Source organism: Rhizobium album, from assembly GCF_003122325.1.
GTDB classification, from domain to species: domain Bacteria; phylum Pseudomonadota; class Alphaproteobacteria; order Rhizobiales; family Rhizobiaceae; genus Metarhizobium; species Metarhizobium album.
Genome location: NZ_QFBC01000007.1, coordinates 45,395 through 60,154 on the forward strand (window position 1 = coordinate 45,395; position 14,760 = coordinate 60,154).

Genomic DNA, 14,760 nt, shown 5'->3' on the forward strand with positions numbered 1-14,760 from the left:
ACATACCCTCAGGCGCTGAGAACGATGTTCGCAGCGCTTTCCTTGAGTTCGACGCCGAAGGCGCGCTGATAATGCTCAGCCACCAGCGCCCGCTCCAGTTCGTCGCACTTGTTGAGGAAGGTGACGCGGAAGGCGAAGGCGACGTCGCCGAAGATCTCGGCATTTTCCGCCCAGGTGATCACCGTGCGCGGGCTCATGACGGTGGAGAGGTCGCCGTTGACGAAGGCGGCGCGGGTCAGGTCGGCAACACGCACCATCTTGGAAACGGTGTCGCGGCCGGCGCCCTCGAAGCTCTTCACCTTGGCGAGCACGATATCGACTTCCTTGTCGTGCGGCAGGTAGTTGAGCGTCGTGACGATCGACCAGCGGTCCATCTGCGCCTGGTTGATCTGCTGCGTGCCGTGATAGAGGCCGGTCGTATCGCCGAGGCCGACGGTGTTGGCCGTCGAGAAGATGCGGAAGGCGGGATGCGGGCGGATGACGCGGCTCTGGTCGAGCAGCGTCAGGCGGCCGGAGGATTCCAGCACGCGCTGGATGACGAACATCACGTCCGGGCGGCCGGCATCGTATTCGTCGAAGACGAGCGCGACATTGTGCTGGTAGGCCCAGGGCAGGATACCGTCCTTGAATTCGGTGATCTGCAGGCCGTCCTTGACGACGATCGCATCCTTGCCGACGAGGTCGATACGGCTGACATGGCTGTCGAGGTTGACGCGCACGCAAGGCCAGTTGAGGCGGGCTGCGACCTGCTCGATATGGGTGGACTTGCCGGTTCCGTGGAAGCCGGAGACCATGACGCGGCGGTTATGGGCAAAGCCGGCCAGGATGGCGAGCGTCGTCTCACGGTCGAAAAGATAGTCCGGATCGAGATCGGGCACATAGGCATCGCCCTTGCTGTAGGCCGGCACGCGGATATCGGTATCAATGCCGAAGACCTCCCGCACCGAAACGGTGGTATCCGGCAGGTTCGAGTAATCGAGTTCAGTCTTGCTCATCATGTCTCCAAAGCAGGCGCTGCCGCCCGGCCGCATAAATCTCATACATTTCGTAACAGTGTCACTCGGCGGGTATAGGTCGGTGACGGATCAGACGTTGTCCCTTAGCAGAAACCAGCCTGCTTTAACAATTGATATGCTTGGATGACGGCGCGAAAACGCTCTTCCGAGCCCCGGTCGCCGCCATTGGCATCCGGATGGTGTTTTTTGACCAGATCCTTGTAGGCATGCTTGATTTCCGCCGCCGTCGCGGCGGGGCCGAGACCCAGCGTATCGAAGGCTTTCGATTCCAGCGTTTTCAGCTTGCGCTGCTGCGGGGCGAAACGCGACCCTTTGCCACGCGACTGCTGCACGAAACCGAAAGGGTCCTTCATCCGTGCCTGGGCGCCGGCCGCACCCGAGCGCGTATCGGCGTGCAGCGGCGCGGAACGCGCCGCCTTGTTGACACCAACGGTCCAGGTGGGTCGGTGGCCGGTGATCGCTTCCTTCTGGTAGCGGGCGATCTCGGTGTCCGACAGGCCGGAGAAATAATTGTAACCCTTGTTGTATTCCCGGACGTGGTCGAAACAGAACAGAAAGAACTGTCCCTCGGCATTGCGCCCGACGGGAGCGCGGTGAACGCCCTTTTTGTCGCACCCGTCCCACTGGCAGGTGGGACCGGACAGCTCGGTCTCCTGCTCCCGTTTCCGGCGGGTGCGGATGCGATCGAAGATTTTTGAATCAAGTTTCATGGGGCCTGATTATGGTACGGTGCCGAAGGCACAACAAGAATTGACAAAGCGGAATGTTGCTGGCTTGTTGGGAACCCTTTGCCAACAGGCGGACACGCCGGAAGGAGGCCCGATGTCGCTTCAAGCCCGCATCGAACAGAAGCTCACGGACGCCTTCCAGCCCGAACGGCTGGCGGTGATCAACGAAAGCCATCTGCATGCCGGCCACCATGCCGATATGACGGGCGAAGGCGAAACGCATATGCGCGTGCGCATCGTCTCGCCGAAATTCGCCGGCATGACGCGGCTTGCGCGTCATCGTGCCATCACGGAGCTGTTGAAGCCGGAACTCGATGCGGGTCTGCATGCGCTGGCCGTCGAGCCTGCCGCACCCGGTGAACCCACCCGCTGGTAAAGGGAACTGGACCCCATATAGGCGCCTGACGGCGAGAAGCCAATATACAAATGCCCGACGGCATCACACCGGCTTGATTTCGTCCTCGACCGGGCGGATGCGCAGCTGCGTGATGCGGTTCTTCTCCCGCTTCATGACGATGAAACGCTTGCCGTGGAAGGTAAAGGCCTGCCGCTCCTCCGGGATGGTCATCGATTCGTGGATGACCAGGCCGGCGATCGTCGTCGCCTCCTCGTCCGGCAGGTTCCAGTCGAGTGCCCGGTTGAGATCGCGGATCGGTACGCCGCCATCGACGACGATCGACCCGTCCGCTTCCGGCCGCACGCCGGAAATCTCGACATCATGCTCATCGGCGATATCGCCGACGATCTCTTCGAGGATGTCCTCCAGCGTCACGATGCCCTGCACCTCGCCATATTCGTCGACGACGACGGCGAAATGCACCTTGCGGCGCAGGAAGGCGTTCAGCTGGTCCTTGAGGCTGGTGCTGTCGGGCACGAACCAGGGTTTCTGGGCGATCCCGACGATATCGATATTGGCCGGCGCCACATCCGGCTCGGCAAGCTCGCGCAGCACATCCTTGGCATGCACGACACCGATGATGTTGTCGGTCGATTCGCGCCAGACCGGCATGCGCGTATAGGGGCTTTCGAGAATGGCGCGCACCGCCGCCTCCGGCGGATCCTCGGCGTTGATGCCCCGCATTGCCATGCGGTGGACCATGATGTCGGAAAGCTCCAGCTCCTCCAGGTCGAGGACGCCGCCCAGCCGGTCACGGTCGGCCTTGACCACCGAGCCCTCGCGATGCAGCAGATCGACGGCGCCGCGGATCTCGTCCTGCGCCGACAGCATCGGCGCCTCGCCGGAAAGATTGACCCCGCAGGCGATGAGCAGCCGCCGGACCAGCATGTTGAAGAAGGACGACACCGGCCCGACCACCGCCACGAACAGCCGCACGGGCCAGGCAACGGAAAGCGCAAACCGATCCGGCGTCGAAATCGCGAAGCTGCGCGGCAGCACCTCGGCGAAGACCACGAGGATCACCGTCATCACCAGCGCCGCCACCGCCACGCCGAAACCGCCGCACAGGCGGATGAACAGGCTGGTGGCGATCGCCGAGGCAAGAATATTGGCGAGGTTGTTGCCGATCAGCAGCGCGCCGATCAGGCGGTCACGGCGATCGATCAGCCGGCGCACCATGCCGGCGCGCTTGCCGCCATTGTTTTCCAGCGTGTGCATGCGGCTGCGCGACACCGCCGTCAGCGCGGTCTCCGAACCGGAAAAGAACGCCGACAGAAGAACGAGGACCGCAATCGCGACGATTTCCGGCCAGTATGCCCCGAAAAATGCCAGCGTGCCCTCAACCGTCATCTTGGATGTTTTTCCCTCAGGAAGCTCAGGACTTCGGAAGCCGGCACGTCGTCGGCGACGAAAGACTGGCCGATGCCGCGGGTCAGGATGAAGGTGAGCTTGCCGCTCTTGACCTTCTTGTCCTGGGCGATCGCATCCATCAGCACCTCGGCCGGCGGCAGGTCGCCGGGGATCTCGTTCATCGAAACCGGCAGGCCGACCGTCTTCAGGTGCGTTGCAACACGCATGCCGTCATCGGGGCTGGCAAGGTTCAGCCGGGCGGAAAACTGATGCGCCAGCACCATGCCGATCGACACCGCCTCGCCGTGCACCAGCCGGGCGCTGTCATAATTCGTCGCCGCTTCCAGCGCATGGCCGAAGGTATGGCCGAGATTGAGCAAGGCGCGCTGGCCGTTTTCGCGCTCGTCGGCGGCGACCACGTCGGATTTCGCCTGGCAACTGACGGCAATCGCCTCCGTTCGCGCCGCGCCGCCGGAAAACACGTCGCGCCAGTTGGTTTCCAGCCAGGAGAAGAAGTCCGGCTTGTCGATCAGGCCGTATTTCGCCACCTCGGCGTAGCCGGCGCGGAATTCGCGTTCGCTCAGCGTGTTCAGCACGTCGGTATCGGCCAGCACCAGATCCGGCTGGTAGAAGACGCCGACGAGGTTCTTGCCGTGACGGGTGTTGATGCCGGTCTTGCCGCCGACGGAGGAATCGACCTGCGCCAGCAGCGAGGTCGGCAGTTGCACGAAGCGCAGGCCGCGGCGGACGATGCCGGCGGCAAAGCCGGTGAGATCGCCGATGACGCCGCCGCCGAGCGCGATCACCGCATCGTTGCGTTCGATGCGCGCATCGAGCAGCGCATCGCAGGCCGTCATCAGGTGCTCGAAGCTCTTGGTCTTCTCGCCTGCCGGCAAGGTGAGCGATACGGCCTGGAAACCGGCATCGGCAAGGCTGCGCATCAGGACGTCGAGATAAAGCGCGCCGACATTGGCATCGGTGATGACGGCGGCCTTGCGTCCCTTCAGCCGCGTGGCGATCTCGGCGCCGGCGCGGGCGACGAGGCCGGAACCGATGAGGATGTCGTAGGACCGGTCGCCAAGCGGCACATGCACGACACGTTCGGCGGAGGGAGACGGATTATTGTTCATTCTCACGGCTTTCGTCTGCGGGGCCGGCGATCGAGACCAGGATTTCCTTGGCCATCTGTTCCTTGCGCACGTCACGGGACTGCACGGTCACATCCGCTTCCGCATAGATCGGATAACGCGCGATCATCAAGTTTTCGAGAGTTTGTCGCGGGTTTTCCGTCTTCAGCAGCGGCCGGTTGTCGCGCTTGTTGACCCGGTCCCACAAGACGTCGAGATCCGCTTTCAGCCAGACGGAGAGACCGCCCTGCTTCAAATGATGGCGCGTCCGCTCGTTGATGAAGGCGCCGCCGCCGGTCGAGACGACACGCGGCCCATGGCGCAGCAGCCTGCGGATGACGCGGGTTTCCAGCGCCCGGAATTCTTCCTCGCCGTAAGCCGCGAAGAGTTCCGGAATGGTCATGCGCGAAACGCGTTCGATTTCGAGATCGGTATCGACGAAGGGGATGCCGAGCTGGGTGGCGACGATGCGGCCGACGGAAGATTTTCCGGCCCCCATGAGGCCGACGAGGATGAGATTGCGGCTGCCCAGCGCGGCGCGCGCCCTGTCTCTCAGCGTATCGGCGATCGGTAGGCTAATTTCGGTCATCGTCCGGTCAAACTCTGTTTTCACACCGTATCGACAAATGCGCCGGGAGCGTCAAGGCATGTGCCGGCAAAAGTCGCTTTTCCCGCGCCTTCTTGCACCTTCGGGGCGGCTTCGTCATAAGATGGAGCGATTCTGGCGGAGATCGCGATGCCCACATTGTTCCGGTTTCTTTTCGTTTGCGGCATGATCGCCGGCGTCATCTACGGCGTCATGTTCGCGCTCGTGCTGTTCGTCGAGCCGCGGGAGCGAGACGTGACGGTGCGCATTCCCTCCGAACGGCTGAACCCGGTGCAACAGACCGAAAAGCAGGCCGAGCAATAATGGCCCGCGACCTCAGCCGCGCACGCATCGAAGCCTTCCTGGAAATGATGAGCGCCGAGCGCGGTGCGGCCGCCAACACGCTGTTATCCTACCAACGCGACCTCGACGATCTGCATGGTTTCCTCGCCGGCACGCAGGTGCGGCTCGACGCCGCCACGCCCGCCGACCTGCGCGCCTACATCGCCCATCTCGCCGGCCAGGGTTTCAAGGCCACGTCGCAGGCACGCCGCCTGTCGGCGATGCGGCAGTTCTACAAGTTCCTCTATGCCGAAGGATTGCGCGGCGACGATCCGACCGGCGTGCTCGACACGCCGAAGAAAGCCCGCAGCCTGCCGAAGATCATGAGCGTCGATGAGGTCAGCCGCCTGCTGTCGCTGGCCGAAACCGAGGCGCAGATGCCGGGCGGCGACCGGCTGGCGCGACTGCGGATGCTCGCTCTTCTCGAACTGCTCTATGCCACCGGCATGCGTGTCAGCGAACTGGTGTCGCTTCCCGCCCGCGTGCTCGACGAGGAAGGCCGGTTCCTGACCGTCCGCGGCAAGGGCAACAAGGAGCGGCTTGTGCCGCTGTCGAAATCCGCCATCGCGGCGCTGAAGGCTTATGGCGCGCAAAAAGCGGTGGAAGCCGCCGCTGCCGGACAGCCGGAGGAGAGCGCTTTTCTCTTCCCTTCCGCCGGCAAGCTCGGCCACCTGCCGCGCCAGGTCTTCGCCCGCGATCTCAAGGACCTTGCCATCCGCGCCGGCTTGACGCCGTCGAAAATATCGCCGCATGTGATGCGTCATGCCTTTGCCAGCCACCTGTTGCAGAACGGGGCGGATCTGCGCGTGGTGCAGGAACTTCTCGGACATTCCGACATTTCCACGACACAAATCTATACGCATGTACTGGATGAAAGACTGCGGCAGCTGGTTCAAACACACCACCCTCTTGCCAAACAGGCCAAAAAACGGGATTAGACCCGGGCAGCGGGGAAAAAACCCCGGCACGCCGCCCGGACGATCAATCGGAAACGGATCACATGCACAATTATCTCGACTTCGAAAAACCTATTTCCGATCTTGAGGGCAAAATCCACGAGTTGAAGAAACTGGCGACGGAAGACGAGAGCATCGACACCTCCGACGAGATCGGACGGCTGGAAGTGCGCGTCCGCGAAGCGACGGTGGAGATCTACTCGAAGCTGAACCCGTGGCAGAAGACACAGGTCGCCCGCCACCCGCAGCGCCCGCATTTCATCGACTACGCCACCGCGCTGTTCGACGAATTCACGCCGCTCGCCGGCGACCGCAAGTTTTCCGAGGACGCGGCGATCCAGGCGGGCCTTGCCCGTTTCAACGGCCAGCCCGTCGCGGTGATCGGCCAGGAAAAGGGCAACGACACCAAGTCGCGCATCAAGCACAATTTCGGCAGCGCCCGGCCGGAGGGCTACCGCAAGGCGATCCGAGTCATGGAAATGGCCGACCGCTTCGGCCTGCCGATCATCACGCTGATCGACACGGCCGGTGCCTATCCGGGCGTCGGCGCCGAAGAACGCGGCCAGGCGGAGGCCATCGCCCGCTCGACGGAAATGTGCCTGAACGTCAAGGTGCCGATCATCTCCGTCGTCGTCGGCGAAGGCGGCTCGGGCGGCGCCATCGCCGTTGCCACCGGCAACCGCGTCTACATGCTCGAACATTCGATCTACAGCGTGATTTCGCCGGAAGGTGCAGCCTCGATCCTCTGGCGCGATTCAACCCGCGCCCGCGAGGCAGCGACGGCGATGAAGATCACCGCAGAAGACCTGAAGGGGCTCGGCATCATCGACGGCATCATTCCCGAGCCGATCGGCGGCGCGCACCGCGATCCCGAAACCGTGATCGCCGCCACCGGCGAGATGATCGACATCGCGCTGGGCGAGCTTTCGTCGCGCTCCGGAGAGCAATTGCGCGACGAGCGCCGGCAGAAATTCCTCAATATCGGCCGCAACCTCTGAGATTCTCGCTGCGGCGCGAAACCAGCCAAATCTTGGCCACAATCATGCCTGTTAGCTGTGATGCCTTTCCGGGGGCGACGGCATAGGCAGGTAAGCTTTCGTCAAGTATAAGCACCTATGATTCTGTTTACTTTCCATTAAACAGATCCGGGAACGGATCTGACGGTTCGTGAGCTTTGTAATGCGCATCAGAAATTACGTGCTTCTTTCCATGATGGCGGCAGCTCTGGCTGGCTGCAACGATACGCTCGACAGCGCCACGACCGACCTGTCCGGCGTCAAGGACAAGGTGCAGCATCCGCTTTCCCAGAAGATCGTTGCGGACATGCGCGCCAAGGGCATGGACAAAAATTCGCCGATCATGATGCGCATCTTCAAGGAAGAAGGCGTCCTGGAGATCTGGAAGGCGAAGACCGACAACCGCTTTGACAAGATCAAGGAATACAAGATCTGCGCCTGGTCCGGCAAACTCGGGCCGAAGGTCAAGGAAGGCGACCGGCAGGCGCCGGAAGGTTTCTACAATCTCACGCCGGCGCACCTCAATCCGAATTCGAAATATTACCTGGCGATCAACACCGGTTTTCCCAACCGGTTCGACCAGGCCAACCGCCGCAACGGCACGAACCTGATGATCCACGGCGCCTGTTCGTCGTCGGGTTGTTATTCGATGACCGACGAGCAGGTCCTGGAAATCTACGCATTCGCCCGCGACGCCTTCAAGGGCGGCCAGACGAGTGTGCAGTTGCAGGCCTTCCCCTTCAGGATGACGGCCGAAAACATGGCCCGCCATCGCTACAGCGAACATTTCGACTTCTGGAAAATGCTGAAGGTCGGATACGACAATTTCGAAGTCACCAAGCGGCCGCCCGAGGTCAATGTCTGCGACAAGAAATACGTCTTCAACCAGCAGGCAGACGGATCGTTCAACGCCGCAGGCGCCTGCCCGCAGATGACGACGCCGGCTGCCCTGCAAGCCGCCCTTTCCAGCTACAACAAGACCTACGAAGCCGCCTACGCCAAGGCGCTGCGCAAATATGACGGCATGGTCTGGTACGATCCGACCGAGGCCGAGCGCAAGGCGCTGGTCGCCAACCTGCGCAAGGGCCGCGAACTCGCTTATGCACCGACGGGCTCGGCTCTCGAAGCCGGAAAGCTGATGAAGCTCAGCGAGTACCAGGAAAAGCTGACCCAGCAGGAAGCCAAGTCGGCATCGGCGGCGATCAGCAACCAGACCGGTGGAAGCGCCACGGCGACCACGACGCAGACCGCCGGCGACGCCACCACGCAGACGGCCAAGGCGAGCGAGAAGAAGGCGACCGAAGCGGTGGCTGAGGCCATCCCCGTCCCGACGCAGAACCCCAATGCCGTTGCGCAGGAAACCGTGCAGACTCAGGATGAGGCGAAAAGCGGAAAGCCGTTCTGGAAGTTCTGGTGAGCCCGGTCGTGACCGAGACCTATGACCTCAAGGGGCTGAAATGCCCCTTGCCGGTTCTCAAGACGCGTCGGCGCCTCGCTCAGTTGAAACAGGGTGATGATCTTCTCGTCGAAACCACCGACCCGCTCGCGGTCATCGACATCACGCATTTCTGCAATCAGGACGGCCATGCGCTGCTGGAAACGGTGAAAACCGAAACCGGCCACCGTTTCCATATCCGCAAGGGCTGAGCCATAAACGCGCCCGGGATTTAAAACCGCATCCCAGGCACCGCCAGCGGATTGTCCTCCAGCGCTGCCCGGTCGGGCCGGTCGATGCCCGCCTTGCCGGTGAAGGCGTCGAAAAGATCCCGGATGAATTCCTCGGCCAGATCCTTGGTGATCAGCACCATGCGCGTGCGGCGATCCTGAGGGTCCGGCCAGGCGGCCAGGCGCGCCGGCGGATGGAAGACGCTCTGGACGCCATGCAGCACCAGCGGCTTTTCCGGCCGGTCGCTCGTCGCCACGATCGCCTTCATCCGCAACAACCGTTCGCCATGCGCCGAGCGCAGCAGGTCGATGAACATCTCCAGCGCCATAGGATCGATCGGCCGGTCGTGGACGATCGAGAAGGAGCGGATGTTGTCACCATGTCGCGTGACGTCATGGTGGTGATGGCCGTGATCATGATGGTGCTCGTGATCGTGGTGTCCGTGACCATGATGATGATGGTGGTCGTGGCCATGCCCATGATCGTGGTGATGATGGTCTTCGCTGATCGACTCGTCGCGCAGCCAGCGGTCGACATCGGCAATCTTGCCGGAGACGTCATAAAGCCCGTTGATCAGGATCGCCGCCCTGCCGGCGTCGTCGCTGTCGCCGTCCATGATCGGCGCCCGCGGATTGAGCAGCCGCAACTGTTCCGTCAGCAAGGCGATGGCGGCCGCATCGGCCAGCGACGCCTTGGCGAGGATCAGCCGGTCGGCCACCGCCGCCTGCTTGCGCGCCTCGACATGGTTGTCCAGCGTCGACAGGCCGTTGACCGCATCGACGACGGTCACCACGCCATCCAGTTCGAAATCCTGGGCGATCACCGGATTGCCCATCACCGACTGCATCACCGGCGCCGGGTCGGCGAGCCCGGTGGTTTCGATCACCACCCGCTTCAGCGGCTTGAGGCGGCCGGTCTGCATGCCATCCATCAGCATCGCCAGCGTATCGACCAGCTCGCCGCGCACGGTGCAGCACAGGCAGCCGTCCGACAGTTCGATGATCGAATCGTCGGAGGATTCCACCAGCAGGTGGTCGATGCCGACCTCGCCGAACTCGTTGATGATGACGGCAGTATCCGTCAGGGCCGGGTCCTTGAGGATCCGGTTCAGCAGCGTCGATTTACCCGCGCCGAGAAAACCGGTCAGGATCGACACCGCGATTTTTTCACGCACCTCGCTCATGGCTTGTCCCTATCCGGTCAGAATGTCGGCCGCGGGATCGGGATCGGCACGTTGGCGATCTCGCCCTTGCCCGCCTTCACCGGCTGCGCATCGCTGCCGGGAATGAGGCCGGCAAACACGAAGTTCGGCTCGCGCGTCATTTCGTGGATGTAGGGGGAATTCATCTTCATGCGTCCCGCCTCGTCGCGCCCTTCGCTGCGGATCTTGCCGGCCTTGGCGTTGCAGATCTCTTCGCTGATGTCGGCCACCACGTCGCGGTCGGCGCCATAGGGCTGCAGTGTCCTCAAAGTAAGGTTGCCCTTCGAGGCCGTCGTCAGCGCCCGCTGCAGAAGGTCGGCGGAAACATCGGCGCGGGCGCCGAGACTTTCCGTGCCGAGCACGACCGAAACCACCGACCGGCCATTGCGTGTGGCCGAAGACACCTGGTTGAAACCGGACGCGCAGATGAAGCCGGTCTTCATGCCGTCGGCGCCGTCGAAGCGGCCGATCAGCAGGTTATAGTTCGGATAGTTCTTCTTGCCCGTGGTAAAGCCCTCGATCGAGAAGAGGCCGGCATATTCCGGAAACTCGCGCTTGATCGCCACCGTCAGAACGGCAAGGTCGCGGGCCGTGGTATATTGCCCCTTGCCCGGCAGGCCGTTGGGATTGATGAAACGCGTCGAGGACATGCCGAGCTTGCGGGCATTCTGGTTCATGCGATCGACGAAGGCCTCCTGCGACCCGCCGACGCTTTCGGCGATCGCCACGGCGACGTCGTTGGCCGATTTGATCAGCAGGATTTTCAAGGCGCTGTCGAGCGTCATCTGCTGGCCGGGCTTGTAATACATCTTGCTTGCCGGCTGGGCGGCGGCGCGCTTGCTCATCGTCACCAGGCTTTCCATCGTCATCTGGCCGGAGCGCACGGCCTCGAAGGCCGTATAGGCGGTCATCAGCTTGGTCAGGGAAGCGGGGTACCAGCGGCGGAAGGCATCCTCGTGATCCAGCACCCGGCCGGTCTCGACATCGACGACGATGCGCGGATTGGCGACGACGGGCTGCACTGCCATCAGCAAGGCGGCGGATGCCGCAAGAATGGCGGCAGGCAAACGAACGGTGGTCGTGGTCACGGCAAATCCTCGAATTGTCCGGAATGATCTCGTCACTGCCGGTTATTTACCTTATATGGCTAAGCAATGGCAAAGGTCATTGATTACGTCAATTATCAGGCTCACATTGCATGCCGGCCTCGCCCGCACCTTACGCATTCGCAGTCACAGGAACAGCATCATGCCCATTTTGAACCGTGCCGCAGACCTCCAGGACGAAGTGACGGAATGGCGGCGCACCATCCACACCCGGCCGGAGCTGATGTTCGACGTCGAGAATACCGCAGCTTTCGTCGCGGAAAAACTCAAGGAATTCGGTGTTGACGAGATCGTGACCGGCATCGGCCGTACCGGCGTCGTCGGCCTGATCCGCGGTCGCGGCGACAGCACGCGTGCCATCGGCCTGCGCGCCGACATGGACGCCCTGCCGCTGACGGAGATTTCCGGCAAGCCCTGGGCCTCGACGACGCCGGGCAAGATGCATGCCTGCGGCCATGACGGCCACACCGCCATGCTGCTCGGTGCGGCGAAGTACCTTTCCGAATCACGCAACTTCACCGGCAATGTCGCCGTGATCTTCCAGCCTGCCGAAGAAGGCGGCGGCGGCGGCCGGCTGATGGTCGAGGACGGCATGATGGAACGCTTCGGCATCGAGGAAGTCTACGGCATGCACAACATGCCCGGCCTGCCGGTCGGCGCCTTCGCCATCCGCAGGGGGCCGATCATGGCGGCCACGGACGAATTCACCATCACCGTCAAGGGCCGCGGCGGCCACGCCGCCCAGCCGCATGGCACCATCGATCCGATCGTCGTCGGCGCACAGATCGTCACCAACCTGCAGCAGATCGTTTCGCGCACCGTCAACCCGCTGCGGTCGATGGTCGTATCGGTGACGAAATTCAACGCCGGCTTCGCCTACAACGTCATCCCCAACGATGCGACCATCTGCGGCACGGTGCGCACGCTGACACCGGAAGACCGCGAACTGGCCGAGCGCCGCATCGGCGAGATCGTCGCCGGCATTTCCGCCGCGCACGGCGCCGAAGGATCGGTCGCCTATCACCGCAACTACCCCGTTACTTTCAATCATGCCCGCGAGACCGACTATGCGGCCGACAGCGCCCGCGCCATCGGCGGCGACGACAATGTCAACGTCGATGTCGACCCGATGATGGGCGGCGAGGATTTTTCCTACATGCTGAATGCCCGGCCGGGCGCCTTCATCTTCATCGGCAACGGCGACAGCGCCGGCCTGCACAACCCCGCCTATGATTTCAACGACGAGGCGATCGCCCACGGCATATCCTACTGGGTCAAGCTCGCCGAACAGCGCCTGGCAGCCTGACCGGCAGCCAGAAACACCTCGACCCGGATGCAGGGAACATCCGGGCCGAGGGTGGGAGGTCTGTGAGATCGTCTGCCGTAGATCAGTGGCAGACGCGGATCTTCTTGATGTAGACGTTGCCGTAATAGTCGTAGGTGCGGATCTTCTTGATGAAGCAGCTCGGACGGTAGTCGTAGCTGTCGTAGGACTGGTAGCCACCGTAGTAGCCGCCGGCGAAGGACGGTGCGGCAAACGAAATGACGAGGGTGGCGGCAGTGGCGGCGGCGAGAAGGAAGTTGCGCATGGTCGGCTCCTATTGTTCGGGTTGTTGCTTCGGTGGATCGGTTTGTCTGTCTGTGTGGATGTGTTCGTCTCATCCAGTGACCCGACTATGCCACCACGCCCCGCGCCTGGCTGTTCCGCCCGGAACAGGGCTCTTTCTCCCGGGTTTTCCGGGTTGCGCAAAAGCGTTTGCGGATCAGCGCCATTTCTGATTAAAGGGGTCCGGAAGAGAACGTCGTTCTCATGTCCACGTAGCTCAGCAGGATAGAGCACAGGATTCCTAAAATTGGGCGTTATGGCGGGAAACTCCATAACGGATCTGCTCAAAGTCGGGGAACGCTTGCCGGAACGGCATGCCAATCCCGAGCCAAGCGCCGGAGATGATCCGGTGAAGGTGTAGAGACTGGACGGGCAGCACCTAAAGACTTCGGTCCATGGTGAAGGGACAGTCCAGACCACGAACGTCTTCGGACGGCGGCGAAAGTCGAAGTGGTATGAATCCTGGGGTCGGAGGTTCGAATCCTCTCGTGGACGCCACTTTATTTTTTTGTCATTGATTTTATTTGTTTTTAAATTTTCCCCATCGGGAATGGGAGCTTGCGCGATTTGCTCTGCCACCGTGCGGCTGGATTTCAATCCGAGGTGGCTGGGATCACCTGTCGCGAGCATAAATTTCTGCCGACGGGGGTGGATATCCCTCCGGATCGCACATTCAATCCCGCAAACAGCCCGCAAGCCGGCATTTCAAAGAAAAAATTTTCGTGCATCGGGCCGTTTTCGGCCCGATCACCGGAAAATTTAAGATTTTGTTAAAATGCAATTTCTTTTATCGGTTGCATTGCATTTATAACGCTCTTTATGGGTGACAAATGCCTTGAATTGAGTATCAATTACAAGGCTTGAGTTGTTCAAGGTTGCAAGTAAGTGTTGGAGTTCACCATGCGATCGGCGGGTCACGCTTATCCTGTTTTTCGGTATGTTTATGCCGGCAGGCGAGAGAAAAACGCAGCCCTCGGCAGACATCGTTTGCCCGGGAAAACTGTTATTCGTACCGGAACCGGTGCATATCCGATCGTTAAACGCGCAATCGATTTTACTTTTTCGCTTTTTTTTCTTTTTCTTCTTTTCCCGTTTCTGCTTTTCATCGCTCTTCTGGTCCGCCTTGAGAGCCCAGGCCCCGCCCTGTTTTTCCAGAGGCGTTGGGGACGGGGCGGCACGATCTTCCGGGTCATAAAGTTTCGCTCGATGCGTGCAGAAGCCTGCGACGACGGGGCGACGATCCAGGCCGTGGACGGCGATCCGAGGATGACACGGATCGGTGCCTTTTTACGTCGGACGAACATCGACGAACTTCCGCAACTCTTCAATATTCTCAGAGGCGAGATGTCTTTCGTCGGGCCGCGATGCCATCCCGTCGGCATGCTGGCGGCCAATCGGCCTTATGAAGAGATCGTACCCGATTATCACGCCCGCCATACGGTGCGGCCGGGCCTGACGGGGCTGGCGCAGATGCGCGGCTGGCGTGGACCAGCCACCAGGCGCGACAAGGCGCGGGCACGCATAGCCTGCGATCTGCATTACATCAGGAACATGTGCTTCTGGCTCGATGCCAGGATCATGCTGGCGACGATCCGCAGCGAATTGAGCTGCAGCCGCGGCTTTTAGCAACGCAGACAAAGCGAACGCAAACAGCATCTGGTGA

Annotated in this window: 16 protein-coding genes; 8 read left to right on the plus strand and 8 right to left on the minus strand. The window is 61.8% G+C overall.

Features of this window, described 5'->3' with window-relative positions; translation table 11 throughout:
* Positions 1–8: 8 nt before the first annotated feature.
* Both cobS and DEM27_RS16465 read right to left on the minus strand, forming a co-directional pair.
* Complete coding sequence (gene cobS / locus DEM27_RS16460; protein WP_109459340.1) at positions 9–995, minus strand: cobaltochelatase subunit CobS; 987 nt, start codon at positions 993–995, stop codon at positions 9–11.
* Positions 996–1,099: 104 nt separating this feature from the next.
* Entirely contained in the window at positions 1,100–1,726 is a 627-nt protein-coding gene (locus DEM27_RS16465; RefSeq protein ID WP_109459341.1) for a J domain-containing protein, read from the minus strand.
* A 112-nt stretch (positions 1,727–1,838) separates the two neighbouring features.
* On the opposite strand from DEM27_RS16465, the gene DEM27_RS16470 reads away from it, so the two are divergent.
* A complete protein-coding gene (locus DEM27_RS16470; protein ID WP_109459342.1) occupies positions 1,839–2,120 on the plus strand; it encodes a BolA family protein in 282 nt (93 codons plus the stop codon).
* 63 nt (positions 2,121–2,183) lie between these two features.
* Here the strand turns inward: DEM27_RS16470 and DEM27_RS16475 are convergent, their stop codons facing one another.
* Genes DEM27_RS16475 through DEM27_RS16485 form a run of 3 tightly spaced genes read right to left on the minus strand, consistent with a single transcriptional unit; the run spans position 2,184 to position 5,207 of the window.
* Positions 2,184–3,491: an HlyC/CorC family transporter gene (locus DEM27_RS16475; RefSeq protein ID WP_109459343.1), complete on the minus strand. Its 1,308-nt coding sequence runs from the start codon at positions 3,489–3,491 to the stop codon at positions 2,184–2,186.
* Positions 3,488–4,621: a 3-dehydroquinate synthase gene (gene aroB / locus DEM27_RS16480; RefSeq protein ID WP_109459344.1), complete on the minus strand. Its 1,134-nt coding sequence runs from the start codon at positions 4,619–4,621 to the stop codon at positions 3,488–3,490. The genes DEM27_RS16475 and aroB overlap by 4 nt, the downstream gene beginning before the upstream one ends.
* On the minus strand, positions 4,611–5,207 hold the full coding sequence (locus tag DEM27_RS16485; protein WP_109459345.1) for a shikimate kinase: 597 nt from the start codon (positions 5,205–5,207) through the stop codon (positions 4,611–4,613). The genes aroB and DEM27_RS16485 overlap by 11 nt, the downstream gene beginning before the upstream one ends.
* A 147-nt stretch (positions 5,208–5,354) precedes the next feature.
* Here DEM27_RS16485 and DEM27_RS16490 point away from each other — a divergent pair, with 147 nt between their 5' ends.
* The 5 genes from DEM27_RS16490 (at position 5,355) to DEM27_RS16510 (ending at position 9,165) form a co-directional block, all read left to right on the plus strand.
* Complete coding sequence (locus DEM27_RS16490) at positions 5,355–5,528, plus strand: hypothetical protein (RefSeq protein ID WP_109459346.1); 174 nt, start codon at positions 5,355–5,357, stop codon at positions 5,526–5,528.
* The gene (gene xerD / locus DEM27_RS16495) at positions 5,528–6,484 is read left to right on the plus strand and encodes a site-specific tyrosine recombinase XerD (protein WP_109459347.1); all 957 of its coding nucleotides are present in this window, start codon (positions 5,528–5,530) and stop codon (positions 6,482–6,484) included. Before DEM27_RS16490 ends, xerD begins: the two co-directional genes overlap by 1 nt.
* Before the next feature lie 62 nt (positions 6,485–6,546).
* A complete protein-coding gene (locus DEM27_RS16500) occupies positions 6,547–7,500 on the plus strand; it encodes an acetyl-CoA carboxylase carboxyltransferase subunit alpha (RefSeq protein WP_109459348.1) in 954 nt (317 codons plus the stop codon).
* Between the two features lie 181 nt (positions 7,501–7,681).
* Positions 7,682–8,935: a L,D-transpeptidase family protein gene (locus DEM27_RS16505; protein WP_109459349.1), complete on the plus strand. Its 1,254-nt coding sequence runs from the start codon at positions 7,682–7,684 to the stop codon at positions 8,933–8,935.
* Positions 8,929–9,165: a sulfurtransferase TusA family protein gene (locus tag DEM27_RS16510; RefSeq protein WP_420028834.1), complete on the plus strand. Its 237-nt coding sequence runs from the start codon at positions 8,929–8,931 to the stop codon at positions 9,163–9,165. The genes DEM27_RS16505 and DEM27_RS16510 overlap by 7 nt, the downstream gene beginning before the upstream one ends.
* A gap of 20 nt (positions 9,166–9,185) precedes the next feature.
* Here the strand turns inward: DEM27_RS16510 and DEM27_RS16515 are convergent, their stop codons facing one another.
* The gene (locus tag DEM27_RS16515; RefSeq protein ID WP_109459351.1) at positions 9,186–10,367 is read right to left on the minus strand and encodes a CobW family GTP-binding protein; all 1,182 of its coding nucleotides are present in this window, start codon (positions 10,365–10,367) and stop codon (positions 9,186–9,188) included.
* 17 nt (positions 10,368–10,384) lie between these two features.
* Positions 10,385–11,473 (minus strand): D-alanyl-D-alanine carboxypeptidase family protein, encoded by a 1,089-nt coding sequence (locus DEM27_RS16520; protein ID WP_420028831.1) that lies wholly within the window; start codon positions 11,471–11,473, stop codon positions 10,385–10,387.
* A 160-nt stretch (positions 11,474–11,633) separates the two neighbouring features.
* On the opposite strand from DEM27_RS16520, the gene DEM27_RS16525 reads away from it, so the two are divergent.
* Positions 11,634–12,797, plus strand: coding sequence for a M20 aminoacylase family protein (locus DEM27_RS16525; protein ID WP_109459352.1), 1,164 nt, complete (start codon positions 11,634–11,636; stop codon positions 12,795–12,797).
* Positions 12,798–12,879: 82 nt separating this feature from the next.
* Here DEM27_RS16525 and DEM27_RS16530 read toward each other — a convergent pair whose 3' ends face one another.
* Positions 12,880–13,080, minus strand: a complete 201-nt coding sequence (locus tag DEM27_RS16530; protein ID WP_109459353.1) for a hypothetical protein — start codon at positions 13,078–13,080, stop codon at positions 12,880–12,882.
* 917 nt (positions 13,081–13,997) lie between these two features.
* Between DEM27_RS16530 and DEM27_RS16535 the strand changes: the two genes are divergently transcribed.
* Complete coding sequence (locus DEM27_RS16535; RefSeq protein WP_109459553.1) at positions 13,998–14,723, plus strand: sugar transferase; 726 nt, start codon at positions 13,998–14,000, stop codon at positions 14,721–14,723.
* Positions 14,724–14,760 lie beyond the last annotated feature (37 nt).

Excerpts from the sequence above, each read along its gene's own strand:
- cobS (WP_109459340.1), bottom strand. The coding sequence starts at position 995 with ATGAGCAAGACTGAACTCGATTACTCGAACCTGCCGGATACCACCGTT.
- DEM27_RS16465 (WP_109459341.1), bottom strand. The coding sequence starts at position 1,726 with ATGAAACTTGATTCAAAAATCTTCGATCGCATCCGCACCCGCCGGAAA.
- DEM27_RS16470 (WP_109459342.1), top strand. The coding sequence starts at position 1,839 with ATGTCGCTTCAAGCCCGCATCGAACAGAAGCTCACGGACGCCTTCCAG.
- DEM27_RS16475 (WP_109459343.1), bottom strand. The coding sequence starts at position 3,491 with ATGACGGTTGAGGGCACGCTGGCATTTTTCGGGGCATACTGGCCGGAA.
- aroB (WP_109459344.1), bottom strand. The coding sequence starts at position 4,621 with ATGAACAATAATCCGTCTCCCTCCGCCGAACGTGTCGTGCATGTGCCG.
- DEM27_RS16485 (WP_109459345.1), bottom strand. The coding sequence starts at position 5,207 with ATGACCGAAATTAGCCTACCGATCGCCGATACGCTGAGAGACAGGGCG.
- DEM27_RS16490 (WP_109459346.1), top strand. The coding sequence starts at position 5,355 with ATGCCCACATTGTTCCGGTTTCTTTTCGTTTGCGGCATGATCGCCGGC.
- xerD (WP_109459347.1), top strand. The coding sequence starts at position 5,528 with ATGGCCCGCGACCTCAGCCGCGCACGCATCGAAGCCTTCCTGGAAATG.
- DEM27_RS16500 (WP_109459348.1), top strand. The coding sequence starts at position 6,547 with ATGCACAATTATCTCGACTTCGAAAAACCTATTTCCGATCTTGAGGGC.
- DEM27_RS16505 (WP_109459349.1), top strand. The coding sequence starts at position 7,682 with ATGCGCATCAGAAATTACGTGCTTCTTTCCATGATGGCGGCAGCTCTG.
- DEM27_RS16515 (WP_109459351.1), bottom strand. The coding sequence starts at position 10,367 with ATGAGCGAGGTGCGTGAAAAAATCGCGGTGTCGATCCTGACCGGTTTT.
- DEM27_RS16525 (WP_109459352.1), top strand. The coding sequence starts at position 11,634 with ATGCCCATTTTGAACCGTGCCGCAGACCTCCAGGACGAAGTGACGGAA.
- DEM27_RS16530 (WP_109459353.1), bottom strand. The coding sequence starts at position 13,080 with ATGCGCAACTTCCTTCTCGCCGCCGCCACTGCCGCCACCCTCGTCATT.
- DEM27_RS16535 (WP_109459553.1), top strand. The coding sequence starts at position 13,998 with ATGCGATCGGCGGGTCACGCTTATCCTGTTTTTCGGTATGTTTATGCC.